Source organism: Palleronia pelagia, assembly GCF_900110115.1.
Taxonomy (GTDB): domain Bacteria; phylum Pseudomonadota; class Alphaproteobacteria; order Rhodobacterales; family Rhodobacteraceae; genus Palleronia; species Palleronia pelagia.
This window is the reverse complement of the sequence record NZ_FOCM01000003.1, coordinates 32,816-58,776: the sequence shown is the minus strand read 5'-3', so window position 1 is coordinate 58,776 and position 25,961 is coordinate 32,816. Positions and strand designations below refer to the sequence as shown.

The following is a 25,961-nucleotide window of genomic DNA, read 5'->3' as shown; positions in this document are numbered from 1 at the left end:
GAATTCGGACCCGCCGGGTCAGTTGCCGAAAATCTTGCCCAGCACGTCGTTGATGATCTGGTCGGCCACGTCGCCCACGCTGGGCTGTCGCACCGGGCCGAGGTTGCGCGGCTGACCCTGCGGTTGACCGCCGCTTTGGGCACCGGCGCTTTGACCTTCGTAGCGCGGCGCCTGTCCCTGGCCCGACACGCCGGCCGGCGGGCTCATCGGCAGGGGGCGCGGGGGCACGTCGCGATTGATGCGCACCATCGTCTCGCGCCAGATGTCGGCGGGCAGGCCGCCGCCGGTCACGCCGGTCAGCGGGGTGTTGTCGTCGTAGCCCATCCAGACGCCCACCACGTAATCGGCGGTGAAGCCCAGGAACCAGGCGTCGCGCGCCTCCTGCGTGGTGCCGGTCTTGCCCGCGGCCTCGCGCCCGTCCAGGCGGGCGCGCTGGCCGGTGCCTTCGTCGATCACGCGGGACATCATCCAGACCAGCTGCCGCGCGGCATTTTCCGAGATCACGCGCTCGCCCAGACCGCCTTCCTGGCCCATCAATGGCTCGTCGTTGGCCTTCAGCCGCAATTCGAGGATGCCGTAGGGCTCGACCGAGGTACCGCCGTTCAGGATACCGGCATAGGCGCCGGTCATGTTCAGCAGCGTCGTCTCGGAAACGCCCAGGGCCAGCGCGGGGCCCGAGGCCAGGTCCGATTCCAGCCCGAAATCGCTGGCCACCCGGCGCACCACGTCGCGGCCCACGGCCTCGGTCACCTTGATGGCGGGGATGTTGCGGCTGTCCTTCAGGGCGTCGGCCATGGTCATCGGACCGGCAAAGTCGCGGGTATAGTTCTGCGGCGACCAGTCACCCGAACCGGGGATCTGCAACGACATCGGTTCGTCCACGATCTGGTCCAGCGGCGAATAGCCCATGTCCAGCGCGGCGGCATAGGCGAACGGCTTGAAGGCCGAGCCCGGCTGCCGATTGGCCATGGTGGCGCGGTTGAACTGCCCGGCAACGCCCTTGAACTTGCGCCCGCCGACCATGGCACGCACGGCGCCGTCGGCGCTCATCACCACGATGGCGGCCTGCGCCTTCGACGAAGGTGAGACCTTGGTCTCGAACACCTCGCGCAGGGCCGATTCGGCCGCCGTCTGGATGCGCGGGTCGAACGTGGTGCGCAGGATCACGTCCTCGGTGGTCTTGCGCGTCAGGAAATCGGGGGCCGCGCCCATGACCCAGTCGGCGAAATAGCCGCCGGCCCGCGCCTCGGCCGCCTCGGACAGGACGGCGGGATTGTTGCGGGCGCGCTGGGCCTCGGCCTCGGACAGGTACCCCTGTTCCTCCATGAGGCTGACGATCAGGGTCGCGCGGTCCTGGCTGCGCTCGAGGTCGTTGGTCGGGGCATAGCGGGTGGGCGCCACCAAAAGGCCGGCCAGCATCGCCGCCTCGGCCGGGGTGACATCGTTGGCGGACTTGCCGAAATAGCGCTGCGCCGCGGCCTCGAACCCGCGCGACCCGGCGCCGAGGAAGGCGCGGTTCACGTAGATGGTCAGGATCTCGTCCTTGGAATACTTGGCTTCCATCGCCAGGGCGTAGATCGCCTCCTTGGCCTTGCGCCACAGCGACCCGCGACGGCAGTCGGCCTCGTAATCGGCCTCGGACTCCCACGTATCTGGGTCATAGGGCACGCCGAGGCACAGAAGCTTGGCCGACTGCTGCGTGATGGTCGAGCCGCCATGCCCCGACAGCGGCCCGCGGCCTTCGCGCAGATTGATGCGCACGGCGCTGGCGATGCCGCGCGGAGAGACGCCGAAATGGCTGTAGAAGCGGCGATCCTCGGTGGCGATGATGGCGTTCTTCAGGTGGGGCGAGATCGTCTGCGCATCGATCTGGCCGCCGAACTGTTCGCCCCGCCAGGCGAAAACGTCGCCGTCGCGGTCGAGCATGGTGACCGATCCCTTGGCACGGCCATCCAGCACCTCGGTCACCGGGGGCAGGGTCGTGTAGATATAGAAAGTGGCAAGGCCGACGAGCAGTGCGACAACCGCCACGCCGCGCAGCACGAGACGCCCGAATAGGCGCAGCACCCACGAGAAAAGGGCCGCGATCCAGCCCAGGGGCCCACGGCGGCGCGTCCGCCGCGCGGTGGCGCGCGCCGGTTTGCGCTTGGTCGGCTTTGTCTTGTTCGCCTGCCGGGTGCGGCGATGCGCGACGAGGGGGCCTTTGCCCTTGCCGGAACTGGCCATGGCCGATCCCTTTTATCTGTCCTGCTCTTTCGCGAGAGCATAGCGCCTGATCTGGCGATGCGGAACGCGGATGCAAGCCTGATGGCGGATTCGTTTCCGCCTAATTTTTAGACTGTCCGACTAATTTGTGCAAAAATTGTGCGTTTGTCCCTTTCTGAGGCGTCCGCGCATGGGGCGCTTTCTTGCCGATTCAGGGGCTTTCACTCTCTCTCACGTGCAAGGCCCGTGGGCCGGCTCATCGCAACGACAAGGGACAGACACGTGAAACTCATCATTGCAGCGATCAAACCGTTCAAGCTCGAGGAGGTCCGCGAGGCGCTGACCGCAATCGGCGTGCGCGGGATGATGGTCACCGAGATCAAGGGCTTTGGGTCGCAGTCGGGCCATACCGAGATCTACCGCGGTGCCGAATACGCCGTGAACTTCGTGCCGAAGATCAAGCTCGAGATCGTGGTGAGCGAAGGCATGGTCGATCAGGTCGTCGACACCATCGCGACCACCGCGAAGACCGACAAGATCGGCGACGGCAAGATCTTCGTGCTGGACGTCCAGAGCGCCATCCGCGTGCGGACCGGCGAAACCAACGACGATGCCATCTAAACGGCACAGCCTGAAGGATAACGACGAATGCAACTGAAGAAACTTCTCCCCCTGTCCGCCGTGGCCACGCTCGTGCCGCTGGCGGCCGTTGCCCAGGACGCCGCCGCGCCGGGCTTCGACGAGATCGGCCCCTACATCATGACCACGCTGCTGTTCCTCGTGGGCGGCTTCCTGGTGTTCTGGATGGCGGCGGGCTTTGCCATGCTCGAGGCCGGCCTCGTGCGGTCGAAGAACGTGACCACGCAGCTGACCAAGAACATCGCGCTCTTCTCCATCGCGTCGATCATGTACTGGTTCGTGGGCTTCAACCTGATGTATCCCGGTGATGGCTGGACCGTCGCGGGCTATATCGGCATCCTGATCTCGCCGACCTCGCTCGAGCCCGTGGGTCTCGGCGCCGATGCCGCTGCGCTGGATTACGCGTCGGTCGCGTCCGACTTCTTCTTCCAGCTGATGTTCTGCGCCACCACCGCGTCGATCGTGTCGGGCACGCTGGCCGAGCGCATCAAGCTGTGGCCCTTCCTGATCTTCGTCGCCATCCTGACCGGCTTCATCTACCCGATCGAGGCGTCGTGGCAGTGGGGCGGCGGCTGGCTGAGCGAGATGGGCTTCAGCGACTTCGCCGGTTCGACCCTGGTGCACGCCACAGGTGGCTTCGCCGCCCTGGCCGGTGCCATCGTGCTGGGTCCGCGCCTTGGCAAGTTCGGCAAGGACGGCCGCATCCACCCGATGCCCGGCTCGAACCTGGCGCTCGCCACGCTCGGCACGTTCATCCTGTGGCTGGGCTGGTTCGGCTTCAACGGCGGCTCGCAGCTGGCCGCGGGCACCGTCGGCGACATCACCGACGTGGGCCGGATCTTCGCCAACACCAACATGGCCGCCTCGGCCGGTGCGGTGGCCGCGCTGATCCTGACCCAGCTGACCTACGGCAAGGTCGACCTGACCATGGTGCTGAACGGCGCGCTGGCCGGCCTCGTGTCGATCACCGCCGGGCCGCTTGACCCGACGCTCTTCGGTGCCCTGTGGATCGGTGCCATCGGTGGCGTGATCGTGGTCTTCACCGTGCCGATGCTGGACAAGATGAAGATCGACGACGTCGTCGGCGCCATCCCGGTCCACCTGATCGCGGGCTTCTGGGGCACCCTGGCCGTTCCGTTCTACACCGACGGCACCAGCTTCATCACCCAGATCATCGGCTTCGCGGCCATCGGGATCTTCGTCTTCGTGGTCAGCCTTGTCCTGTTCTTCATCCTGAAGGGCGTGATGGGCATCCGCGTCAGCGAAGAGGCCGAGATCGCCGGGCTCGACCAGAGCGAGCTGGGCATGGAAGCCTACCCGGAATTCACCAAGGGGTAATTCCTCCTCCCTTGCACCCCAAGGTGAACACTGAACCCCGGCGCATCCTCCCGCGCCGGGGTTTTTTCGTGGGCGCCACCACGGCAGCGTCGCGCCAGTCTCCGACCTTCGGCAGAGGTATCCTCGGACCAGTGATGATGGGCCGTTAAGCGAATGGACTGGGCCGGGCTGGTCGTGGGAATGGATCGCGACACCCCGGACGCCGCGCCCGACCGGAAATGGTCGGCCATGAGTATTTACGGACCAGTGATGGGGTTTCCCGGCCCGTTCGGGCCCGGACGGCGGGTCAGGCGTTGGGCTCGTCGTGGCGGGCGAAGGTGATCATGCTGTCGCCATAGCGCCGCTGGTCGATCTGGGTCAGTGCGGCAGGCAGCGTCGGCGCACGCGGGTCTTCCCAGACCACCAGAGCGCCGGGCGCGATCCAACCGCCGTCCAGCAGCGCGGTCATGGCCCGTTCGCCCAGGCCGGTGCCGTAGGGCGGGTCGAGGAAGACCAGGTCGTGGGCGCCGGGCGCCGGGCCGGGGCGGGTGGCGTCGCGGGAGATCAGCGTCGCCTCGGCCTCTACACCCAGCAGGTCGAGATTGCGGCGCAGGATGGCCTGCGCCTTGCGCCCCTTCTCGAGGAAGGTGACGGCGGCCGCGCCGCGCGAAAGCGCCTCGAGCCCCAGGGCGCCGGTCCCGGCGAACACGTCGAGCACCGCGGCACCGGTGACCGGATCGCCGAATTTCCCGCCCGACAACACGTTGAACAGGCTTTCGCGCACGCGGTCGGTCGTGGGGCGCAGGTGGGCGGCAGGATCGCCTTTGCCCACGGCCGCGAGGGCGCGGCCCCGGAACCGGCCGCCGACGATTCTCACGACGCCCGCCTCATGCGCGCAGCAGCGCCTTCAGGTCGGCCGCGGGATCGGCCAGTGTCTCGGGGTCGGCCGACCGGCCCGCCTCGATCAGGCGCTTGCCGATCATGTAGGCGCGCGCGTCGTTCATGGCGTCCACCGCCAGCAGCCGGTCGCCGGCAAAGTACCAGTGCGATCCCTCGCCGTCGCGGGCGCCGGGCCGCACCACGACACGGTCATGCCCGGTGTTCAGCCCGGCGATCTGCAGCTTCACGTCGTACTGGTCCGACCAGAACCACGGTTTCGGATCGTAGGCGGCATCGGCGCCCAGCATGTTGGCCGCCACCGCCGCACCCATGTCGATGGCGTTGCCCACCGACTCGATCCGCATCCGCCCGCCAGGCAGGGGCAGCGCCGCGCAGTCGCCCGCCGCCCAGATCCGCGGGTCCGAGGTCCGGCCCCGGTCGTCGACCGCAACCCCGCCATCGACGTCGAGCCCGGCGGCCTCGGCGATGGCGCAGCGGGGCAGCAGGCCGATGCCGACGATGGCGATATCGCAGTCGATCCGGCGCCCATCGGCCAGGACCGCGCCGGTGACGCGCGCCTCGCCCTCGAGCCGGGCAAGGCTGGCGCCCTCCACAAGGTGCACCCCGTGGCCGCGATGCAGGTCGCGGAAATAGGCCGCCGTCTCGTCCGCGGCGACGCGGGACAGGATGCGCGGTGCGGCCTCGACCAGCGTGACCTCGACGCCGAGCTTGCGGGCCACGGCCGCCGCCTCGAGCCCGATATAGCCGCCGCCCACGACCAGCAGCCGCCGGGCCGCCTTCAGCGGGTCGGCCATCGCGTCCACGTCGGCCAGGCTGCGCACGGTGTGCACGCCGTCCAGCACGCCGCCGAGATCGGCGGGCAGCGCGCGCGGGACAAGGCCGGTGCAGATCGCCAGCTGATCGTAGGACAGCGTCTCGTCGCCCACCCGGACCGTGCGCGCCGCCGTGTCGATATCGCTGGCCGGCGTTCCCAGTTTCAGCGTCACATCGTGGTCATCCCACCAGCTGGCCGGGCGCAGGAACAGCCGGTCGCGGGCCACGTCGCCCAGCAGGTATCCCTTCGACAGGGGCGGGCGCTGGTAGGGCGGCACGGGTTCGGCGCCGACAAGGGTGATGGCGCCGCCGAAGCCCTTGGCCCGCAGCGTGCCGATCAGCGAGCTGGCGGCCTGGCCGGCGCCGATCACGACGATATGTGTCATTGAAGTGTCCCCGCTGGCGGATCGGTGTCGGCACCGTATATCGTCGGCGGAATATGGTGCCAACAACCGACCGGAAGGACGAACCGATGAGCATTACCACAGGCGATACGCTTCCCGATGCCACGCTGCTGCGGATGGGGGCGGATGGCCCCGAACAGGTGCAGCTGCACGACCTGACCAGCGGCAAGAAGGTCGTGGTCTTCGGCCTGCCCGGCGCATTTACCGGGACCTGCACCTCGGCCCACGTGCCCAGCTTCATGCGGGTGCGCGACCAGCTGGGCGAGAAGGGGATCGATGACGTGATCTGCGTGGCGGTGAACGACCCCTTCGTGATGAAGGCGTGGTCGGACTCCACCGGCGCGGACGTGGCGGGGATCACCATGCTGGGCGATGCCTCGGCCGAGTTCACCAAGGCCGCCGGCATGGATTTCACCGCGCCGCCCGTGGGGTTCTTCGACCGCTCGAAACGCTACGCGATGGTGGTGGACGACAACAAGATCGTCACCCTGCACGCCGAGGAGAACCCCGGCGTCTGCGAGACCTCGGGTGGCGAGGCGATCCTCGCCACCCTGTAGGATAGCGCGTCTCCGGTCTGGCCTCAGGTCAGCTCGGAGTCGGCCTTGACCACGTCCTCGTCGCTGGACGAGGTCAGACCGTGGTGGGGCGTGGGGCTGTCGCCCTCGTTCATCCAGACGGTGCGCGTGGGGAACGGGATCGGCACGCCATTGCGGTCGAGTTCTTCCTTCACGCGGCGCTTCATGTCGGCCTGGTAGCCGAAATAGTCCGCCGAGTTGCACCACACCCGCACCAGGAAATCGCACGACGAGTCGCCCAGGTTGTTGATCTGGATGAAGGGCTCGGGCTCGGACATGGAGCGTTCGTCGGCCATGATCGTGTCGCGGATGACCTTCTCGGCCTGCGCCAGGTTGGCGCCGTAGCCCACGCCGAAGGTCCACTCCGCCCGCCGGGTTTCGTAGACCGAGTAGTTGACGATGGTGTTTCCCCAGACCTGCGAGTTGGGGATGATGATCTGCACGTTGCCGATACTGGCCAGCTCGGTGAAGTTCAGCGAGATGTCCTTGACCGTGCCCATCTGGCCGGAGATCTCGACGAAATCGCCGTTCTTGATGGGGCGGAAGAAGATGATCATCACGCCCGCCGCCACGTTCGACAGTGTTCCCTGCAGGGCAAGGCCGATGGCAAGACCGGCGGCACCGATGACGGCGACGACGCTGGTCGTCTGCACCCCGAAGGTGTTCAGCACGAACAGGAACGAGAAGCCGATGAAGACGTAGCGGACGATGTTGCCCAGGAAGTTGAACAGCGTCTCGTCCAGGTGCTTGCCCTTGGTGCCGATCGAGCGGATGCGCCGCCCGGCCCAGCCGCCCAGCAGGTAACCGATGATCAGGATCACGATGGCGGTCAGCACGTCGCCCAGAAGCGCGATCAGGAATTCCAGCGACAGCAGGTCGCCCAAGGAGGTGCCGTTCATCAGCGGCGTGTTCAGGATCGTTTCGATCATCGCGAGAGCGTGTCCATCTTGTTGGCAAGGTCGATATCGAGATGCGACAGACCACCGGCGTCATGGGTTGTCAATGTGACGGTTACCTTGTTGTAAACGTTGAACCATTCCGGGTGGTGGTTCATCTTTTCGGCCAGGATCGCGGCCCGCGCCATCCAGCCGAAGGCGTCGACGAAACTGTCGAAGCGGAAGGTCTTGGTGATCGCGTCGCGGTCAGCGGCCATCTCCCAGCCGGCGTCTTTCAGCGGCGACAGCGCCTCGTCGCGGGCGCCCTTTTCAAGTTTCTCGGTCATTCTGGCTCTCCTTCAACCTTGCGGAACGGGCCGTAGCTGGTCAGCACCTCGATCTCCTCGTCCACGGCGCGCCGCTCGGCCTCGAGGTAGTCGGCGACGGCGCGCGAAAAGCCTTCGTCGGCCATCCAGTGCAGCGAATGGGTGGGCACGGGCAGATAGCCGCGCGCCAGCTTGTGTTCGCCCTGCGCGCCCGCCTCGACCCGGGTCAGGCCGTGGGCCAGCGCCCAGTCGATGGCCTGGTAGTAGCAAAGTTCGAAATGCAGCGCGTTGTGATCCTCGACGCAGCCCCAGTAGCGGCCATAAAGCGTTTCGCGCCCGATCAGGTTCAGGGCGCCCGCGATGGGCACGCCGTCGCGCTGGGCAAGGATCAGCAGGATGTCGTCGCGCAGGGTCTCGTGCGCGCGGTCGAAGAAGTCGCGCGTCAGGTAGGGCGTGCCCCACTTGCGCGCGCCGGTGTCCTGGTAGAACCGCCAGAAAGCGTCCCAGTGGTGCGGCTCGATCTGGTCGCCGGTCAGGTGCACGATCTCACCGCCGAAGGCCTGCGCGGTGGCGCGTTCCTTGCGGATGTTCTTGCGCTTGCGCGAACTCAGCGCGGCCAGGAAGCCGCCGAAATCGCCGTAGCCGTCGTCGAGCCAGTGGTATTGCTGCCCAGCGCGGCGCAGCAGGCCCATATCCTCGCCCGCGATTGCCTCGGCCTCGGTGCAGAAGGTGATGTGCAGCGACGACAGGCCGTTGTCGGTGGCGATGCGCAGCGCGCCTTGCAACAGGGCGGCGCGGCCCGTCTCCTCATATCCTTCGCGCACCAGCAGGCGGCGGCCGGTGGCGGGGGTGAAGGGCACGGCGATCTGCAGCTTGGGGTAGTACCGTCCACCCGCGCGCTCGTAGGCGTGGGCCCAGTTGTGGTCGAAGATATACTCGCCCTGGCTGTGCCCCTTGGCGTAAAGCGGCGCGCAGGCGATCAGCCGGTCACTCTGCCGCACGGCAAGGTATTGCGGCTGCCAGCCGGTGCCGGGCCCGACCGAACCCGACTCTTCCAGCGCCAGCAGGAAGCGGTGCGTGGTGAACGGATCACGCGGTCGGCCCTCCGCCGCCTCGGGGCAGGCGCAGGCATCCCATTCGGCGGGGTCGATTTCGGACAGGCTGGCATGGGCGCGCAGCTCGATCGGGGTGTCATCCATGGGGTGGATAACTGGGCCGGTGCCCGCAGGGTTCAAGCGGGGCGAAAGCCCTCGAACGTGATGTTGTCGGCGATGCGCAGGGCGGTCTTGGCCTCGGATGCATTTCGCACCGTCCAGCACAGGATCGCGGCACCTCTTGCCTTCAGCTCGGCGATGCGCGGATTGGCGAGGTCGCGGTGATTGTGGCTGACGAACCCGGCGCCGGCGGCCTCGTAATACAGGTTCGCGGCCAGGTCGCGCCGCACCTGTTCGGGCAGGTCGGTCGCGTAATCGTCGATCGTGCCCGAGGTGATGCCGCGCGGAATATCCTCGCCCAGCCACGACAGCCCGACGATGTACTGCGGGTTGAAGGACATCACGGCCACGTCGCTGCCGTGGCGGTCGCGCGCGGCGCGCAGGACGCGCCCGGTCTCCTGGTCCAGCGCGGCGCCCGCCAGCGCGCTGTCGGACTGGTCCTTGATCTCGACCACGACGGGCGTGCGGTTGCCTAGCTGGTCCAGAACCTGTTCCAGCGTCAGGATCGTGTCGTCACTGCCCGCCAACCGGGTCTTGCCCAGCGTTTCGACGGTCAGGGCATTCACCGGACCCGTACGGTCGGTGACGCGGTCCAGCGTGTGATCGTGGAACACGACGGGCACGCCATCGGCGCTGATCTGGACGTCCAGCTCGATCCCGTAGGCGGCGTCGGCCGCCGCTTCGAACGCGGCCATGCTGTTTTCGACCACGCCCGCGGACAGGTCGTGAAGACCGCGATGCGCCAGGGGACGATCGAGAAAGGTGCGGGGCAGGGTCACCGGACTTGGAAGATCGCTTCGATCTCGACCGAGACGCCAAGGGGCAGGGATCCCGCGCTGACGGCCGAGCGGGCGTGCCGCCCCGCATCGCCCAGCGCCTCGACCAGGAAATCGGACGCACCGTTGATCACCTTGGGCTGGTCGGTGAAATCGGCGGTGGAGTTCACGAAGCCCGTCAGCTTCACCACCCGGACCAGACGGTCGATGTCGCCGTCGCACGCGGCCTTCAGCTGCGCCAGCAGGCTGATCGCGCAGGCCCGGGCGGCCCGGGCGCCGTCCTCGACCGACACGGTGTCGCCCAGCTTGCCGGTCATCATCTGGCCATCCTGCATGCTGATCTGGCCTGAGACATGCACCAGGTCGCCGACCTGAACGTAGGGAACGTAATTGGCCGCGGGCGCAGGCGCATCGGGCAGGGTGACCCCAAGGTCGGCAAGGCGTGTCTCGATCGTGTTCATCGGGGGCTCTCCTGTCTCAGCTCTCGCGGAAGGCGCGGTTGAAATAGTCGGTCAGCGGCTTCACCAGGTAGGCGATCGGCGTCCGATCCTCGGTCTGCAGAAAGGTCTCCACCGGCATGCCGGGGATCAGGACACGTTCCGGTGGCAGGCGATCGAGCTCGCCCGGGTTCAGGGCAATCTCAGCGCGGTAGAAGGACGAACGGCTGCCCTCGTCCGTGAAGCTGTCGGCCGATACCTGGGTGACCGTTCCGAACAGTTCCGGCGTGGTTCGCGCGTCGAAGGCCGACAGGCGAACGGACACCTCCTGCCCCACGTCGACCTGGTCGATGTGGATGGGGTCCACCTGGGCGGCGATGATCAAGGGCCGATCCTGCGGCACGATGTAAAGGATCGGATCGGCGGGCCGGACAACGCTGCGTTCTGCGAAGACTGTCAGGCCGTATACCACGCCGGAGACAGGCGCGGTGATGGCGGTGCGGCTGAGTTGTTCCTGCAGGGCATTCGCCCGCTCGCGAAACTCGACCTCGCGGAACTGCAGATCCCGCAGCTGGGTGATGGCCTCTTCGCGGCGCTGGGTATCCAGCGTCAGAAGCTGGACCTCTATTTCGCTGATGCGCTCGGCCGCCTCGCCGGCAGATGCTTCCAACTCGCCGACCTGGCCCAGGAGCCGGGCTTCCTCCCGGCGCAGGGACGACACGCGGCTGGCCTGGGTCAGCCCCTGGTCGAGAAGGCTCTGCTGATCCTCGAGTTCGGTCTGGATCAGCCCCAATTGCACTTCGAGCGCGTCGCGCTGGGCGGTGATCCCGTCGATCTGGCGGTCGATCTGCGCGCGGCGCCCGTTCAGCTGGCGGACCAGCTGGGTGCGGTTCTCGTTCCTGGCCTGAAACAGGTTGGACTGGCCCTGCATGAGTTCCTGGGCCTCTTCCGTGTCGCCGGCGAATTCAATCAGCTCCGAGAAATCGATTTCGTCCGCATTGTCACGCTCGGCCTCAAGCCGGGCCTGCCGGGCGAGAAGCTCGGACAGCTGGCCGCGTGCGGTGGCCAACTGGGTGTTCAGAAGAACCGTGTCCAGCAGGATCAGCGGGTCGCCTGCCTCGACGCGATCGCCCTCGTTCACCAGGATCTCGGTGACGACTCCGCCGTCGGGGTGCTGGACGACCTGGCGATTCCGCTCGACCTCGACCTGGCCGGTGGCGATGATCGCGCCGGAGATCTCGGTCATGAAGGCCCAGCTGCCCAGGCCGCCCACAAGAAGGGTCAGCGCCAGCACGCCCACCGTCAGCGGCCAGCGCGCGGTCCAGCGTCGACTGGTCTCGGCCATGGCTGCCTTGCGCGCCTGGTCGGGGCGTTGCTTGACGGGCTCGATCTTGCCAACCGGCGCCTTGGCGGGGGGCTTCACGACACGCCCCCAACCTGCGGCCCGTCGATCAGCTGCTTGTGGTTCTTGACCATCTCGCGAAGCACTTCCTCTTTCGGTCCGAAGGCGCGGCGCATCCCGCCATCCATCACCAGCAGCTTTTCGCAGGTCTGGATGGCCGAGGGCCTGTGCGCCATGATGATTACCGCTCCGCCGGCTTCTTTCAACATTTCCATCGACCGGTTCATGGCGTTCGAGCCCTCATTGTCGAGGTTCGAGTTCGGCTCGTCCAGAACGAGGAGGACGGGATCACCATACATGGCGCGGGCCAGACCGATGCGCTGGATTTGCCCGCCCGACAGGCGACCGCCGGCTGTGCTGACCTGCGTGTCGTAGCCATCGGGCAGTTGCAGGATCATCTCGTGGACCGCGGCTTTCTGCGCGGCTGCGACGATGTCCTCGTCACGGGCGTCGGGCTGCATCCGTGCGATGTTCTGGGCGATGGTGCCGTCGAACAGCTGCACGCGCTGGGGAAGATAGCCGATATGCTGCCCCAGGACGTCGGGTTCGAACTGGTCCAGTGATGCGCCGTCGAGCCGAATCTTGCCGCCCGCAACCCGCCAGACGCCGACGATGGCGCGGGCCAGTGTCGACTTGCCCGAGCCCGAAGGCCCGATGATGCCCAGAGATTCGCCCGGTTTCAGGTCGAACGACACCATCCGGACGGATGCCTGGTTCTGACCGGGGGGGATGATCGTGACCTGGTTCACTGAGAGGTTGGCCTTGGGGCGTGGCAGCGCGGTGCGCTGCGGCTCTTCGCCCACCGTCGAAAGCAATTCGGCGAGATTGCGCCAGCCCTGCTGGGCGCGCTGCACCAGGGCCCATTGCCCGAGTGCCAGATCGACCGGCGCAAGCGCGCGACCCAGCAGGATCGAGCCCGCGATCATACCGCCCGCCGTCATCTGGTTCTGCAATACCAGGTAGGCACCCACGCCCAGCATCAAGGATTGGAGAAACAGCCTGAAGGTCTTGGTCATCGTGGTGAAGCGTCCGCCCATGTCGCTGGCCGAGATGGTTTCACTCAGCGAGTTCTCCCGCAGTTGCTGCCAGCGGCTGAACGTGGCTTGCTGCATGCCAAGCGACCGGACCATCTCGGCCTCTTGCCGGATCTGTTCGGACATCCGTTCCGCGCGGATATTGACCGCGCTGGCCATGGCCTGCGGGCGAATCGTGTAAATCTGGTTCAGGACGGCGATCCCGATCAGCACGAGCGATCCGAAAAGCGCCAGCAGCCCGAGCCAGGGATGCAGGATCGCGATCACGATCAGGAAGATCGGCGTCCAAGGCATGTCGAAGAACGCGGTCAGCACCGGAGAGGACAAGAGGCGCTGCACTGATTCCAGGTCCCGCAGGTTATTTTGCTCGGACTCGGAGTCTGGCGCGATGGCGGCCTTGCGCACCATCGCCGCGAACACCCTGCGATCCAGATTGGATTGGAACCGCGCCCCCACCCGCGCCAAAATTCGGCCACGGGCAAAATCCAGTACGCCCATGATAAGGAACAGGAACGCCATCAGCGCCGTCAATGCGACCAGAGTCGCCTCGGACCGGGAACCGAGAACGCGGTCGTAGACTTGCAACATGTAAAGCGGACCGGTGAGCATCAGCAGGTTCACAAACAGGCTGAAAACGCCGACCGCCCAGAATAGACGCCGGCTTTCTGCACGCGTCTGACGTAGTTCGTCCAAGCCGCGGCGGGTATCGATGCTGGGTCTCACGGGGGGTGCTCCAGGATTTGGCGTATGATTTGCCTGGCTGGTGTTTATCTGTCCTTAATGAGCACTGGCAACGGTCTCCCGACCGATTGTCCACAAAGGGGAGGAATGAATGAAGCATTTCGGCAAGATTTGTGCCTTTTGCCTGGTCGCCGGTGGGCAAGGAATTGCCGGCGCCTACGATGGTTTGTGGCGGGCGAACCCCACCGCCGAATGCGCCTTCACCGATACGCCGGCCAGTGCATTGAAGATCGAGGACAACGTTCTTTTCGGTGTCGAAAGTCGGTGTGAGATGACGACCCCGGTTAATGTCCGCGACATGGAAGCCATCCTTTACGACATGGCCTGCTCGTCAGACGAACAGGTTGAAATCGACGGCGAATCGCAGACCCGGACGCGCAGCTGGAGCGACCGGGCCATGTTCATGACCGCAGCCGATGGCGGGCTGTTCCTGATCTGGAACGGATATGCTTTCAAGTACGAACGCTGTCCCAGCAACGCCGCGGTCGGCACCGTGGCCACCGCATCCGAGATCGGCATCACCGACACCGTCGAGCCACAAGAATCCGCCGATCCTGAAGCTGACTAGCGTCCTTTCAGCAGATCGGTGAATTCCAACGGGGCAGAGCGACCCGAAAGACGCGCGCTGTAGACCGGGATCGATTCGGCCACCCGCATGACGTAGTTGCGTGTCTCGTCGAATGGGATCATCTCGATCCAGTCGACGACGTCCACGTCCGGATCGCGCGGGTCGCCGTTGTCCTCGATCCACGACGCGGGCCGTCCCGGCCCGGCATTATAGCCCGCCGAGACCAGCACCGGGTTGTCGCCGAAGCGGTCGATCAGCCCGGCCAGGTAGCCCGTTCCCAACGTCGCATTGTAGCTCGGGTCGCTGTAAAGGCGTGCGCGCTGGTAGGGCAGGCTGAGCGCGCGGGCCACGTCCTGCGCGGTGCCGGGCATCAGCTGCATCAACCCCTGAGCTCCCACGCCCGAGGTCACGCCGGGATCGAATTCGCTCTCGCGGCGCGCGATGGCCAACGCCAGTTCCGCCGACACGGGCATATTCTCGACGCCAAGTTCGACCACCGGGAAATAGGCGTGCGGCAGGGTCAGGCCAGCGCGGGCCGCGCGCTTGGCAATCAGCAATGCGACATGCGGTTCGCCCAAACCCAGGACCAGATTGGCCAGCGTGCCGATATCGGGTCTCTCGAGGCTCTCGGTCAGGTGGGTCAGGAACCGCTCGCCCAGGTCACGCTCCCCGGCTGCGAGCAGGGCCAGACCCGCCTCGAACACCGTGCTGCCCCGGAAGGTCGCATCGGCGAAGGGCGGGAAAGGCTCGCGCCCCGTCAGCGTGGGGTCGATGGACAGGCCCAGGCGTTCGGCGGCGAGCAGGCCGTAGAAGCTGGTCTGGAACTGCGCGCCGACGCCGTAGGCCGTCTGCGCCTCGTCCTCGCGGCCCGCGGCCTCGAGCGCCCGCCCGGTCCAATAGCCCGCACGGCCCAGCGAGATCGGCGTCTCGACCGCCGTGGCGAACCGCCGGAAATGGCTCACCGCGCGTTCGGGCTGATCCAGCCGGCGCAGCGACAGGAACCCGGACAGCCACTCCAGGTCGGCGTAGTCCGAACCGGATTCCAGCCAGTGCGAAGACGCGACGGCGTAGGCCTGCGCCGGTTCGCCCGCGCGCATGAGCCGCCGTGCCAGGTCCCGCCGGTCCCGCGCCCAGGCCTGCGGACGGCCCAGCCCCTCGGCGTCGGTCGAGGCGGACAGGATGATGTCCTGCGCCTCGTCGAAATCGCGTCCCCGCATGGCTTGCCGGAACGCGTGGTGGCGCACGCCGGGATCGTCCTCCAGGTCGTCGGGCACCCGGTTGCTCAGCCGCGCCTGCGCCACCCGCGCGGCCTCGGTATCGCTGTCGCGCGCGATGGCGCGCCGCAGCGCCACGTCGGCGCCGTCCCAGAACATCTGCTCCATCCGCTGCGGCTCCAGCGGCTCGAGCAGTTCGGCGTAGCGCGACAGGAGCCAGCGCTCGGCCTCGGAGGTCATGGACCGTTCGACCCAGGCAAGGGCCGCCTGCGCTTCGGCGTCGCCTTCGCGGCCCAGCATCTGGTAGGCCTGGACAAGCGCGACGGTGCCCTGGCCGGTGGCGGGCGGCGTGCCGTCGAAGAAGGCCAGCACCCGCTCGGCGGCATCGGCATCGGCGATGATGTCGGGCAGGTTCGACTCGGCACGGCGGCGCAGCAGATCGAGTCCCGGCCAGTCGGGATTGCGCGTCAGGAACGACAGCGCGTCGTCGAAGCTGCCTTGTCCCTCGCGCAGGCGCAGCCACTCGATCACGTCGCGCGCCACAGGCCCCGACCGCGCGGCGGCGTCCAGCGCGTCGGTGAAGCTGCCCGCACGCAGCTCGGCGAACGCCTGGGCCAGGCCCGCGGACGGGTCCGAGGCGATGGGCTCGGGCGCCGCGACCTGCGCGTGGCTCGGGGCCGCCCAAAGCGAGACGGCAAGGATCAGGGGGCGCAGCAGCATCCGAGGAAACATATGCCGCGGCCCGGCCTTGGCCAAGACACGAACTTGGCAACACGCCCGGGCGCGCGTATAGGGGCGGCGCGCAACCGCGGGGCCGCCCGCCACCGCCAGCAAGGGAGCACGCAGCATGTTCAGGGGTTCTATCGTCGCACTGGTCACGCCGTTCAAGGACGGCCAGCTGGATCTCGACGCCCTGAAACGTCTGGTCGACTGGCACGTGGAGCAGGGCACGCATGGCTTCGTCCCCGTGGGCACGACCGGCGAGACCCCGACGCTGAGCCACGACGAGCACGAGACCGTGGTCGCCGAGGTCGTCAAGGCGGCGGCCGGCCGGGTCCCCGTGATCGCCGGGTGCGGGTCCAACAACACCGCCGAGGGCATCGGCCTGATCCAGCACGCCGCCTCGGTCGGCGCCGATGCCGCGCTGGTGGTCACGCCCTATTACAACAAGCCCACGCAGGAGGGGCTCTACCAGCATTTCAAGGCCGTCCACGACGCCGCCGACCTGCCGATCATCATCTACAACATCCCCGGCCGGTCGGTCGTGGACATGAAGGTCGACACCATGGCGCGCCTGGCCGAGCTGCCGCGCATCGTCGGTGTGAAGGACAGCACCGGCGACATCGTGCGCGTCAGCGAACAGCGCGCCGCCTGCGGACCCGACTTCTGCCAGCTGTCGGGCGAGGATGCATCGGCGCTGGGCTTCAACGTTCATGGCGGCGTGGGCTGCATCAGCGTCACCGCCAACATCGCGCCCAAGCTCTGCTCTGAGTTCCAGACCGCCACGCTGAACGGCGACTGGGCCCGCGCGCTCGAATTGCAGGACAGGCTTCTGCCGCTGCACAAGGCCGTCTTCGCCGAGCCGGGGCTGGTGGGCGCGAAATACGGCCTGTCGCTTCTGGGCCGCTGCCGCGAGGACGTGCGCCTGCCGCTGGTCGGGCTGACGGACGGCACCAAGCTGATGCTGAAATCCGAGATGGAACGGCTGGGCCTGCTGGGCTGAACCCGCGCGCCGCTGGACAGCGGCGGCGCGCATCCCTATCTCGGTCGCCATGGCCAAGCCCAAGGACAATCCGAACTACAAGGTGATCGCCGAGAACCGGCGCGCCCGCTACGACTACGCCATCGAGGATGACGTGGAATGCGGGATCGTGCTGCAGGGATCCGAGGTGAAATCGCTGCGGACCGGGCAGTCGAACATCGCCGAAAGCTATGCCGCGGTCGAGGATGGCGAGCTGTGGCTGGTGAACAGCTATATCGCGCCCTACGACCCCGCGATGTTCGGCCACGAGGACCGGCGCCGCCGCAAGCTGCTGGTCAACCGGCGCGAACTGGCCCGGCTGTGGAACGAGACGCAGCGCAAGGGCATGACGCTCGTGCCGCTGGTCCTTTATTTCAACCACCGCGGCATCGCCAAGGTGAAGATCGGCATCGCCAAGGGCAAGAAGGCCCCCGACAAGCGCGAAACCGCGGCCAAGCGCGACTGGCAACGCCAGAAGCAGCGGCTGCTGAAGGATCTGGGATAGCGCGCCGGCGATGGCCCTTCTTCCGGTCATCCTCCTCGGCGCCCTGGGCGGCGCGCTGGCGGGGCGCCTGGTGCGCCGCCTGGATTTCGGATTTCCGGTGAACGCCGTCGTCGGCGTCGCGGGCGGCGGGCTGGCGCAGCAATTGCGGGTTCTGCTGCTCCCCGGCGCCGACCCCGCGCTTTCGGGCGACCTGTATACGCAGTGGCCCGCGCTGCTGGTCGCGCTCGCCGGCGGGGCGGCCTTCGTGGCTCTGGTGGGCGGCCTGCGCAACCTCATGGCCCGCTAAGCGCTGCGCCATTGCCTCTTGGCGCGGCCTCTTCTACTCAGAAGCGGACACTCTAGCGGCAAGGGCCCTTCATGCGCGACGATCCCCGAACCCTGGTTTCCACCGATTGGCTGGCCAAGCATATCGAAGATCCAGACCTGCGGATCCTCGATGCCAGCTGGTACATGCCCGACGCGGGGCGCGACCCGCGCGCCGAGTACGACGCGGCGCATATCCCGGGGGCGCGGTTCTTCGACATCGACGAGATCTCGGACCAGCGGTCGGACCTGCCGCACATGGCCCCACCGGTCGAGAAATTCGTGTCGCGGATGCGCGCGCTGGGCGTGGGCGACGGGCACCAGGTGGTGGTCTACGACGGCGCCGGGCTGTTCTCGGCCGCGCGTGTCTGGTGGTTGTTCCGCCTGATGGGCAAGACGGATGTCGCCGTGCTGGACGGCGGCCTGCCCAAGTGGAAGGCCGAAGCACGGAATGTCGAGGACATGGCCCCCATCGTGCGCGACCGGCACATGACCGTCAGCCGCCAGAACGCGCTGATACGGGACGTGACGCAGGTGGCCGCCGCGCAGAAGCTGGCCGAGCCGCAGATCCTCGACGCCCGCGCGCCCGAGCGGTTTCGCGGCGAAGCGCCCGAGCCGCGCCCCGGCCTGCGCGCGGGGCATATCCCGGGCTCGAAGAATCTGCCTTTCACGCACCTTCTGAACGATGACGGCACGATGAAGGACACGGACGGTCTGCGCGCCGCGTTCGAGTCTGCGGGCATCGACCTGGATCGACCCGTGATTACCACCTGCGGGTCGGGCGTCACGGCGGCGGTGCTGGCGCTGGGCCTCGCGCGGCTGGGCCACGCGGACTGGTCGCTCTACGACGGGTCGTGGTCGGAATGGGGCGCCTACGAGGACATGCCCGTCGCGACGGGCGACGCCTAGGCCATGCTGGGCCGGCTTGCCGAACAGCCCGCGGACAAGATCCTGTCGCTGATGCAGGACTTCGCCGCCGATCCGCGTGGCGACAAGCTGGACCTGGGCGTGGGCGTCTACCGCGACGATGCTGGGATCACCCCGGTCATGGGCGCGATCAAGCAGGCCGAGCTGGCGCTCTGGGAAGTGCAGAAATCCAAGTCCTATACCGGGCTGGCCGGCGATCCGGCCTTTGCCGCCGCGCTGGGTGACCTGGTGCTGGGCGATGCGGCGGGCCGCGACCGGCGCGCGGCCATCGCCACGCCCGGCGGAACCGGCGCCGTGCGGCAGGGACTGGAACTGGTCGGCCTCGCCGCGCCCGAGGCGACCGTCTGGGTGCCCGAGCCCACCTGGCCCAACCACCTGTCGATCCTCGCGCATCTGGGCCGCCCGCATCGAACCTACCGCTACTACGACCCCGCCACCGGCGCCGTCGACGCGGACGGCATGGCCGCTGACCTGGCGGGCCTCGCCAAGGGAGACGTGGTGCTGCTGCACGGCTGCTGCCACAACCCCACCGGCGCCGATCCCGACATGGCGCTTTGGGAGCGTATCGCGAAAATCCTGTCGGACCGCGGCGCGATCCCCATGGTCGACCTGGCTTACCAGGGCTTCGGTGACGGGCTCGACGCCGACGTCGCCGGCCTGCGGCACCTCGCGCGCCAGCTGCCCGAGATGCTGATCGCCGCCAGCTGCTCGAAGAATTTCGGGCTCTACCGCGAACGGGTGGGGCTGCTCGTGGCGCTCGCGCCCGATGCGACCATGGCGCGGCGCGCGCAGGGCACGCTGGAGCATCTGAATCGCCAGAACTACAGCTTCCCGCCCGACCACGGCGCGCGGCTGGTGACCATGGTGCTGACCGACCGACCGCTGCGCAACGCGTGGCAGCAGGAACTGGCGCATATGCGCGACCGCATCCGCGACCTGCGCGGCACCCTCGCCGAGGAATTGCGCCGGCAGACCAATTCCGACCGGTTCGACGGGCTCGCCGCGCAGAAGGGCATGTTCTCGCGCCTGCCCGCCACGCCCGAACAGGTCGCCACCATGCGCCGCGATCACGGGATCTACATGGTGTGCGACGGCCGGGTGAACCTGGCGGGCCTGAGCACGAAAACGGTGCCGCAGCTGGCCCGCGCCATGGTCGCCGCCGGCCTCTGACCCGCGCGCGAGGCCCGGCTCGCATCCCGGCGGGGTCGAAGCGCCGCGGCCCATTGCATCACTGGTCTTCAAATACTCCGGCGCACCGTCTGCCGCGTGCTCAACGCCCCGAGATCCAGCGCGACACCAGGACGTGGAGAAGGGGCACGACCGCGCACAGCCCCGCCGCGAGCCCCAGCGCACCGATGCCGAACCCGCCCAGGACCGACGCGCCCACGGCCGAGCCCAGCGCCGCGCCCACGTAGATCGCCGCTGCGTTCAGCGACAGGATCACGCTCGCCGCCCCGGGGTTCAGCCCGATGATGCGCACCTGCTGCCCGGCCATGAAGGACCAGCCGAAGATCGACCAGACCAGCAGCAGCGCGAACAGGGCGGGCGCGGGCACCGGCAGCAGCGAGAAGACCGGCATCACCAGGATCTGGGCCGAGCTGAGGATCACCAGCGTGCGGACCGGCCCCAACCGGTCGGTCATGCGTCCGCCCAGGATGTTGCCCATCACCGCGCCCAGGCCGAAGACCACCAGCGCGGCGGTCACGCCGTTGCGGCCGAAGCCCATGGTCTGCTCCAGGAGCGGCGCAAGGTAGGTGTAGAGCACGTAGACCGAGCCCAGGAAGCTGGCCGTGAACAGCACCGCAAGGATCACCGGCCCGTCCAGCAGCGTGCGGCCCAGCTGGCGCAGGGACGCGGGCGCGACCTCCAGCCCCTTGGGCACGCGCGTCCAGATCAGCCACAGGCAGGGCAGCGCCAGCGCCACGACGATCAGGAAGCCGGCCCGCCAGCCGAAGGTGTAGCCCACGAAGCTGCCCACGGGCACGCCCAGCACCTGCGCCACGGTCAGGCCGACGATCACATTGGCCAGCGCCCGGCCGCGCGCCTGCGGCGGCGCCAGCGCGGCGGCGACCGAGGACGTGACGGGCGTGAACATCCCCGCGCCCGCCGCGGCGACCACGCGGCTCAGGTGCAGAACGAACTCGGACGGCGCCAGCGCGGTCAGAAGGTTGCCGCCGGCGAAAATCGTCATCGCCAGCGCCAGCACCCGGCGGCGCCCCAGCGCGCCGGTCAGCGACACCAGGAACGGCGACAGCAACGCGTAGGCGATGGCATATGTCGTCATGGCCGCGCCCACGCGCGGCGGGGACAGGTCCATGTCGTCGGCGATGGGCGTGACCAGCCCGATCAGCACGAAGGCCCCCATCCCGATCACGAAGTTCGAGGCCGAGAGGCTCCAGATCACCGTGCGGTGACCGCCTGACGTGTCATCCATAGGTGGGGTGGAACCGGCCCGCGGGCGAGGGGGTGAAGATCTCGGCCCCGTCGGCACGGATGCCGATGGAATGCTCGTATTGCGCCGACAGCGACTTGTCGCGGGTCACGGCGGTCCAATCATCGGCCAGCACCTTGGTCTCGGGTCGGCCGAGGTTCACCATGGGCTCGATGGTGAAGAACATGCCCTCTTCCAGCTCGGGACCGGTGCCGGGGCGACCGTAATGCAGCACGTTGGGCGGGGCGTGGAACACCCGGCCCAGCCCGTGGCCGCAGAAGTCGCGAACCACCGACATGCGCTGGCTTTCAACGTAGCTCTGGATCGCGTGGCCGATATCGCCGAAGGTGTTGCCGGGCTTCGCGGCCTCGATGCCCTTCATCAGCGAGTCGTGCGTCACCTGCAATAGCCGGTCGGCCTTGCGGCTGAGCTTGCCGGCCACGTACATGCGGCTGGTGTCTCCGAACCAGCCATCGACGATCACGGTCACGTCGATGTTCAGGATGTCGCAGTCCTTCAGGACCTTCTCGCCGGGGATGCCGTGGCAGACCACGTGGTTCACGCTGATGCAGCTGGCGTGCTGGTAGCCCTTGTAGCCGATGGTGGCCGAGGTCGCGCCGGCCGCCGCGATCCGGTCCTCGATCATCTTGTCCAGCGCGGCGGTGGTGACGCCCGGCTGCACGTGGGGGATCAGCTCGTCCAGGATGGTGGCCGCAAGGGCACCGGCCTTCGCCATGCCGGCGAAGTCGTCCGGGTGATGGATGCGGATGCCGTCCTTGGTCAGGCGGCCACGGTTGGTGTCGTCCACGGGTCTGGCTTTCGTCTTTTTGCGTCGCAGCGAACATAGGCGCGCGGGGCGGCGTTGACCACCCGCCGCCGGTTCAGGCGCGGATGGGTAGCGGGCGGCGCAGGGTGATGGCCGCGGTCGAGATGGCGGTATCGTAGCAGATCGCCTCGACCCCCGCCGCCCGGGCCCGGTCGAAGGCCGCGCCGTAGCCCGGGTCGAGGTCGCGCGCCAGGTCGAAGGCCGCGCAATCGGTGCGCTGCACCAGGTACAGCATCACCGCCCGGTGGCCCTGGCGCACCATGTCGGCCAGTTCGTCCAGGTGCCGCGCGCCGCGGGCGGTGACGCAATCGGGAAACTCGGCCAGGTCGCCGTTGCGGCGCAGGTGGACGTTCTTCACCTCGACATAGGCATCGGGCAGGCCGGACTGGCTCAGCAGGAAGTCCACGCGGCTTTTCTGCCCGTATTTCACCTCGGGTTTCACGCCCTGGTAGGCGGCCAGCTCGGCGATCCGACCGGCGCGCAGGGCTTCGCCGACCACGCGGTTCGGCACGGCGGTGTCGATGCCCGACCATTCGCCGTCCCCCAGCTCGACCAGGCGCCAGCCGTATTTCAGTTTGCGCTTCGGGTCGTCGTTCGGCTCCAGCCAGATCGGCGTGCCTGGCGCGTTCAGCCCCATCATCGTGCCGGGGTTGGGGCAGTGGGCGCGCACCAGCGTCCCGTCCTCGAGCGTCGCCTCGCTCAGGAAACGGTTCCAGCGGCGGACCAGCCGGGCGCGGACAAGAGGGGTTTGAAAGCGCATGGGCCGGGCCTACAACGCTGGCAACCGACCCTCAAGGAGCGTGCCATGCCCAACCCAACCGCCGCCATGCTGGTCATCGGGGACGAGATCCTGTCGGGTCGCACCCGGGACAGCAACATGCACCACCTGGCGGGGCGGCTGACCGAGCACGGGATCGACCTGCGAGAGGTGCGCGTGGTGGCCGACGACGCGGACGCCATCGAACAGGCGGCGCGCGCGTTGTCCGAGGCGTTCGACCATGTCTTCACCTCGGGCGGGATCGGTCCCACCCATGACGACATCACCGCGGAATGCATCGCGCGCGCCAAGGGCGTGCCCATCGGCGTCCGCGACGATGCGCGCGCGATCCTTCAGGCCCATTACGACCGGCAGGGCGGCACCCTGAACGATGCGCGGCTGCGCATGGCCCGCATCCCCGAGGGCGCGACGCTGATCGACAACCCGGTTTCCGCCGCGCCGGGATTCTCGCTGGGCAACATCCACGTCATGGCCGGCGTGCCGCAGATCTTCGAGGCGATGGTCGCGGGCCTTTTGCCGACGCTGACCGGCGGCGCGCGCGTCGAAAGCCGCACGATCCGGGTGGAGCGGGGCGAGGGCGACATCGCCGAGGCGCTGGGCCAGGTCGCGTCAGACTACCCGGACCTTTCCGTCGGCTCCTATCCCTTCGTACAGAAGGGCCGCTTCGGCGTGAATGTCGTCGTGCGCGGCTCGGACGTGGACCGGCTCGAGGCGGCTATGGGCGCGCTGAAATCCCACTTTCCCGAGGCGGCCGAGTGAACCTGCCGCAGGCGGACATCGACGCGACGCTGGCCGCCACCTGGCCACCCCTCCGCAGCTGGCAGCACGGGCCCTGGACCCTGCGGGACGGGGCGGGCGGCGGCAAGCGGGTCTCGGCCGCCACCACCGACACCACGGTGGGCGAACGGGACATCACCGCCGCCGAGGCCGCCATGGACGACGCGGGCCAGCAGGCGCTGTTCCAGGTGCGGCCCGACCGGTCCGACCTGGACGCGCGCCTGGACGATCGCGGCTACCTGACCGTGGACCCGACGGTTCTGTATCACGCCCCCGTCGCGCAGGTGGCGGGGGATCCACCGCCGCCGGTCACCGGCTTCGGCGCGTGGCCGCCGCTGCAGATCCAGCGCGACATCTGGGCGGCGGGCGGCATCGGTCCCGCCCGTGTGGCGGTGATGGAGCGGGTCACGGTGCCGAAGATCGCCATCCTCGGCCGTGCCAGGGATCAGCCCGCCGCGACGGTGTTCGTCGCCGTCGCGGACGACATCGCCATGGTCCACGCGCTGGAAACCCGGCCCAAGTTGCGCCGCAACGGCGCCGGGCGCACGCTGATCAGTCACGCGGCCCACTGGGCGCGGAAGAACGGCGCCACGACGCTCACGCTGCTGGTCACGCGCGCCAACGATCCCGCGAACGCGCTCTACCGTTCGCTCGGCATGGCGGAACAGCCATGCTACCACTACCGCATCAGACCATGAGGCCCCGATGAACGACGACGCCCCGACCGCGCTGGACCTGCCGATGGTGGATCCGCTGCCGCCCGAAACGCAGAAATACTTCGACATCTGCCAGGACAAGCTGGGGATGGTGCCCAATGTCCTGCGGGCCTACGCGTTCGACATCGACAAGCTGAACGCCTTCACCGCGCTCTACAACGACCTGATGCTGGCCGACTCGGGCCTGTCGAAGCTCGAGCGCGAGATGATCGCGGTGGCGGTCTCGTCGGTGAACAAGTGCTACTACTGCCTTGTCGCCCATGGCGCGGCGGTGCGGCAGTTGTCGGGAGATCCGGCTCTGGGCGAACAGATGGTGATGAACTGGCGGGTGGCGAAGCTCGACGCGCGGCAGACCGCGATGCTGGCCTTCGCCACCAAGCTGACCGAGACGCCGCACCTGATGGGCGAGTCCGACCGCAAGGGGCTGCGCGACGTGGGCTTCACCGATCGCGATATCTGGGACATTGCCTCGGTCGCCGGTTTCTTCAACATGACCAACCGCGTGGCCAGCGCGTCGGAGATGGCGCCGAACCCCGAATACCACGCGCAGGCGCGATGATCCGACCGGCCGTCCTGGCGGCGCTTCTTTCGGCGCTGGCGGGCGTGGCGGGTGCGGTCACGCTGGACCTGCCGGGCGACGCCGTCCGCACCGCCGAGCGGGTCGAGCAGGGCGCCAGCGTCCGGCTGCCCAGCGGGGCGTGGGACGGGGCACAGGTGCCGGTGACGCGCGCCGCGGGCACCGTGACCCGCACCGCGTGGCAGTTGCGGGGGCAGATGATCACGCCGTTGCAGCTGCGCGATGCCCTTGTTCCGCAGCTTCAGGCCGAGGGCTGGACCGTCACGTTCGAGTGCCGCGACCGGGTGTGCGGCGGCTATGATTTCCGCTTCGCCTCGAACGCGCTGCCGGCGCCCGCGATGTACGTGGACCTGGGGAATTTCCGCTACTTGCTGGCCGAGCACGGGACCGGCGCGCGGCTGTCGCTGATGCTCAGCCGCGGTGGCGGATCGGCCTTCGTGCAGCTGACCCACGTGGCGCCCGAGGGCGGCGCCAGCCCCGAAGTGTCGGACTCGTCTCCGGTGGGCGGGACCCAGGCGCCCGCATTGGACCCCGGAACGTCCGCCGCCGGGGACTCCGCAACGGTCATCGATGAGCTTCGGCGAAACGGGCGCGCTGTGCTTGAGGGACTGCTGTTCGCCACCGGCGCGGCCACGCTGGACCCGGGCGAGTCGTCATCGCTGCGGGCGTTGGCGGATCACCTGTCCGAACGGCCCGAGATGCGGGTGGCAATCGTCGGCCATACAGATACGGAAGGGGGGCTGGATCCCAACGTTGCGCTATCGCGTCGCCGGGCGCAGGCTGTGCGTGATGCGTTGGTCGAGGACTACGGCGTCGACCCGGGACAGGTCACGGCCCACGGCGTCGGGTTCCTGGCGCCGCGCGCGACCAACGACACGGCCGAAGGCCGCCTGGCCAACCGCCGTGTCGAGGTGGTGCGAATTACGTACTGACTAAAGCC

General features: G+C 68.2%; 27 protein-coding genes. 13 read left to right on the top strand and 14 right to left on the bottom strand.

All coding sequences use genetic code 11. The features are described 5' to 3' along the window. Positions 1-18: 18 nt before the first annotated feature. The gene (locus tag BMX96_RS07235) at positions 19-2,226 is read right to left on the bottom strand and encodes a transglycosylase domain-containing protein (protein ID WP_091844904.1); all 2,208 of its coding nucleotides are present in this window, start codon (positions 2,224-2,226) and stop codon (positions 19-21) included. 261 nt (positions 2,227-2,487) lie between these two features. On the opposite strand from BMX96_RS07235, the gene BMX96_RS07230 reads away from it, so the two are divergent. Then, a complete protein-coding gene (locus BMX96_RS07230) occupies positions 2,488-2,826 on the top strand; it encodes a P-II family nitrogen regulator (RefSeq protein ID WP_073126667.1) in 339 nt (112 codons plus the stop codon). A 27-nt stretch (positions 2,827-2,853) separates the two neighbouring features. Next, the gene (locus tag BMX96_RS07225; RefSeq protein WP_175481679.1) at positions 2,854-4,182 is read left to right on the top strand and encodes an ammonium transporter; all 1,329 of its coding nucleotides are present in this window, start codon (positions 2,854-2,856) and stop codon (positions 4,180-4,182) included. Positions 4,183-4,468: 286 nt separating this feature from the next. Here the strand turns inward: BMX96_RS07225 and rsmD are convergent, their stop codons facing one another. Together rsmD and BMX96_RS07215 are read right to left on the bottom strand one after the other, a co-directional pair. Next, entirely contained in the window at positions 4,469-5,038 is a 570-nt protein-coding gene (gene rsmD / locus BMX96_RS07220) for a 16S rRNA (guanine(966)-N(2))-methyltransferase RsmD (protein ID WP_091844903.1), read from the bottom strand. 10 nt (positions 5,039-5,048) lie between these two features. Continuing rightward, positions 5,049-6,260 carry an NAD(P)/FAD-dependent oxidoreductase gene (locus BMX96_RS07215; protein ID WP_091844902.1) on the bottom strand — a complete coding sequence of 404 codons (1,212 nt, stop codon included), beginning with the start codon at positions 6,258-6,260 and terminating at the stop codon, positions 5,049-5,051. Positions 6,261-6,346: 86 nt separating this feature from the next. Here BMX96_RS07215 and BMX96_RS07210 point away from each other — a divergent pair, with 86 nt between their 5' ends. After that, on the top strand, positions 6,347-6,835 hold the full coding sequence (locus BMX96_RS07210) for a peroxiredoxin (protein WP_091844901.1): 489 nt from the start codon (positions 6,347-6,349) through the stop codon (positions 6,833-6,835). Positions 6,836-6,858: 23 nt separating this feature from the next. On the opposite strand, the gene BMX96_RS07205 is transcribed toward BMX96_RS07210, so the two are convergent. From BMX96_RS07205 to BMX96_RS07175, 7 genes are all read right to left on the bottom strand, one after another. Then, a complete protein-coding gene (locus BMX96_RS07205; RefSeq protein ID WP_091844900.1) occupies positions 6,859-7,782 on the bottom strand; it encodes a mechanosensitive ion channel family protein in 924 nt (307 codons plus the stop codon). Beyond that, positions 7,779-8,075 carry a 4a-hydroxytetrahydrobiopterin dehydratase gene (locus BMX96_RS07200; RefSeq protein ID WP_091844899.1) on the bottom strand — a complete coding sequence of 99 codons (297 nt, stop codon included), beginning with the start codon at positions 8,073-8,075 and terminating at the stop codon, positions 7,779-7,781. Before BMX96_RS07200 ends, BMX96_RS07205 begins: the two co-directional genes overlap by 4 nt. After that, entirely contained in the window at positions 8,072-9,253 is a 1,182-nt protein-coding gene (locus tag BMX96_RS07195) for a GNAT family N-acetyltransferase (protein ID WP_091844898.1), read from the bottom strand. Before BMX96_RS07195 ends, BMX96_RS07200 begins: the two co-directional genes overlap by 4 nt. Before the next feature lie 32 nt (positions 9,254-9,285). Next, complete coding sequence (locus tag BMX96_RS07190; RefSeq protein ID WP_091844897.1) at positions 9,286-10,047, bottom strand: glycerophosphodiester phosphodiesterase family protein; 762 nt, start codon at positions 10,045-10,047, stop codon at positions 9,286-9,288. Next, positions 10,044-10,505, bottom strand: a complete 462-nt coding sequence (locus BMX96_RS07185; protein ID WP_091844896.1) for a RidA family protein — start codon at positions 10,503-10,505, stop codon at positions 10,044-10,046. The genes BMX96_RS07190 and BMX96_RS07185 overlap by 4 nt, the downstream gene beginning before the upstream one ends. A gap of 16 nt (positions 10,506-10,521) precedes the next feature. Continuing rightward, a complete protein-coding gene (locus BMX96_RS07180) occupies positions 10,522-11,826 on the bottom strand; it encodes an HlyD family type I secretion periplasmic adaptor subunit (protein WP_091845236.1) in 1,305 nt (434 codons plus the stop codon). A 74-nt stretch (positions 11,827-11,900) separates the two neighbouring features. After that, positions 11,901-13,640 carry a type I secretion system permease/ATPase gene (locus BMX96_RS07175; protein ID WP_091844895.1) on the bottom strand — a complete coding sequence of 580 codons (1,740 nt, stop codon included), beginning with the start codon at positions 13,638-13,640 and terminating at the stop codon, positions 11,901-11,903. 109 nt (positions 13,641-13,749) lie between these two features. On the opposite strand from BMX96_RS07175, the gene BMX96_RS07170 reads away from it, so the two are divergent. Then, positions 13,750-14,226 carry a hypothetical protein gene (locus tag BMX96_RS07170; RefSeq protein WP_175481678.1) on the top strand — a complete coding sequence of 159 codons (477 nt, stop codon included), beginning with the start codon at positions 13,750-13,752 and terminating at the stop codon, positions 14,224-14,226. Here the strand turns inward: BMX96_RS07170 and BMX96_RS07165 are convergent. Next, complete coding sequence (locus BMX96_RS07165) at positions 14,223-16,160, bottom strand: lytic transglycosylase domain-containing protein (RefSeq protein ID WP_091844894.1); 1,938 nt, start codon at positions 16,158-16,160, stop codon at positions 14,223-14,225. The genes BMX96_RS07170 and BMX96_RS07165 overlap by 4 nt on opposite strands. Positions 16,161-16,287: 127 nt before the next feature. On the opposite strand from BMX96_RS07165, the gene dapA reads away from it, so the two are divergent. From dapA to BMX96_RS07140, 5 genes are all read left to right on the top strand, one after another. Then, positions 16,288-17,163 (top strand): 4-hydroxy-tetrahydrodipicolinate synthase, encoded by an 876-nt coding sequence (dapA, locus tag BMX96_RS07160; protein WP_091844893.1) that lies wholly within the window; start codon positions 16,288-16,290, stop codon positions 17,161-17,163. 49 nt (positions 17,164-17,212) lie between these two features. Continuing rightward, positions 17,213-17,686 carry an SsrA-binding protein SmpB gene (smpB, locus tag BMX96_RS07155; RefSeq protein WP_091844892.1) on the top strand — a complete coding sequence of 158 codons (474 nt, stop codon included), beginning with the start codon at positions 17,213-17,215 and terminating at the stop codon, positions 17,684-17,686. A 10-nt stretch (positions 17,687-17,696) separates the two neighbouring features. Continuing rightward, the gene (locus BMX96_RS07150) at positions 17,697-17,972 is read left to right on the top strand and encodes a hypothetical protein (protein WP_091844891.1); all 276 of its coding nucleotides are present in this window, start codon (positions 17,697-17,699) and stop codon (positions 17,970-17,972) included. Positions 17,973-18,043: 71 nt separating this feature from the next. After that, complete coding sequence (gene sseA / locus BMX96_RS07145) at positions 18,044-18,898, top strand: 3-mercaptopyruvate sulfurtransferase (protein WP_091844890.1); 855 nt, start codon at positions 18,044-18,046, stop codon at positions 18,896-18,898. Between the two features lie 3 nt (positions 18,899-18,901). Further along, positions 18,902-20,086, top strand: coding sequence for an amino acid aminotransferase (locus BMX96_RS07140; protein WP_091844889.1), 1,185 nt, complete (start codon positions 18,902-18,904; stop codon positions 20,084-20,086). Between the two features lie 100 nt (positions 20,087-20,186). On the opposite strand, the gene BMX96_RS07135 is transcribed toward BMX96_RS07140, so the two are convergent. The 3 genes from BMX96_RS07135 to sfsA form a co-directional block, all read right to left on the bottom strand. After that, positions 20,187-21,350 (bottom strand): MFS transporter, encoded by a 1,164-nt coding sequence (locus BMX96_RS07135; RefSeq protein ID WP_084140510.1) that lies wholly within the window; start codon positions 21,348-21,350, stop codon positions 20,187-20,189. Continuing rightward, positions 21,343-22,155, bottom strand: coding sequence for a type I methionyl aminopeptidase (gene map, locus BMX96_RS07130; RefSeq protein WP_091844888.1), 813 nt, complete (start codon positions 22,153-22,155; stop codon positions 21,343-21,345). The genes BMX96_RS07135 and map overlap by 8 nt, the downstream gene beginning before the upstream one ends. Positions 22,156-22,228: 73 nt before the next feature. Then, entirely contained in the window at positions 22,229-22,933 is a 705-nt protein-coding gene (gene sfsA / locus BMX96_RS07125; RefSeq protein ID WP_091844887.1) for a DNA/RNA nuclease SfsA, read from the bottom strand. A 45-nt stretch (positions 22,934-22,978) separates the two neighbouring features. Between sfsA and BMX96_RS07120 the strand changes: the two genes are divergently transcribed. From BMX96_RS07120 to BMX96_RS07105, 4 genes are read left to right on the top strand one after another with little or no spacing between them, the layout of a single operon-like run. Then, entirely contained in the window at positions 22,979-23,710 is a 732-nt protein-coding gene (locus BMX96_RS07120; protein ID WP_091844886.1) for a competence/damage-inducible protein A, read from the top strand. Then, positions 23,707-24,426, top strand: coding sequence for a GNAT family N-acetyltransferase (locus BMX96_RS07115; RefSeq protein WP_330220635.1), 720 nt, complete (start codon positions 23,707-23,709; stop codon positions 24,424-24,426). The genes BMX96_RS07120 and BMX96_RS07115 overlap by 4 nt, the downstream gene beginning before the upstream one ends. A 7-nt stretch (positions 24,427-24,433) precedes the next feature. Next, the gene (locus tag BMX96_RS07110; protein WP_091844885.1) at positions 24,434-25,003 is read left to right on the top strand and encodes a peroxidase-related enzyme; all 570 of its coding nucleotides are present in this window, start codon (positions 24,434-24,436) and stop codon (positions 25,001-25,003) included. Beyond that, complete coding sequence (locus BMX96_RS07105; protein WP_091844884.1) at positions 25,000-25,953, top strand: OmpA family protein; 954 nt, start codon at positions 25,000-25,002, stop codon at positions 25,951-25,953. The genes BMX96_RS07110 and BMX96_RS07105 overlap by 4 nt, the downstream gene beginning before the upstream one ends. The last annotated feature ends 8 nt before the right edge of the window (positions 25,954-25,961 follow it).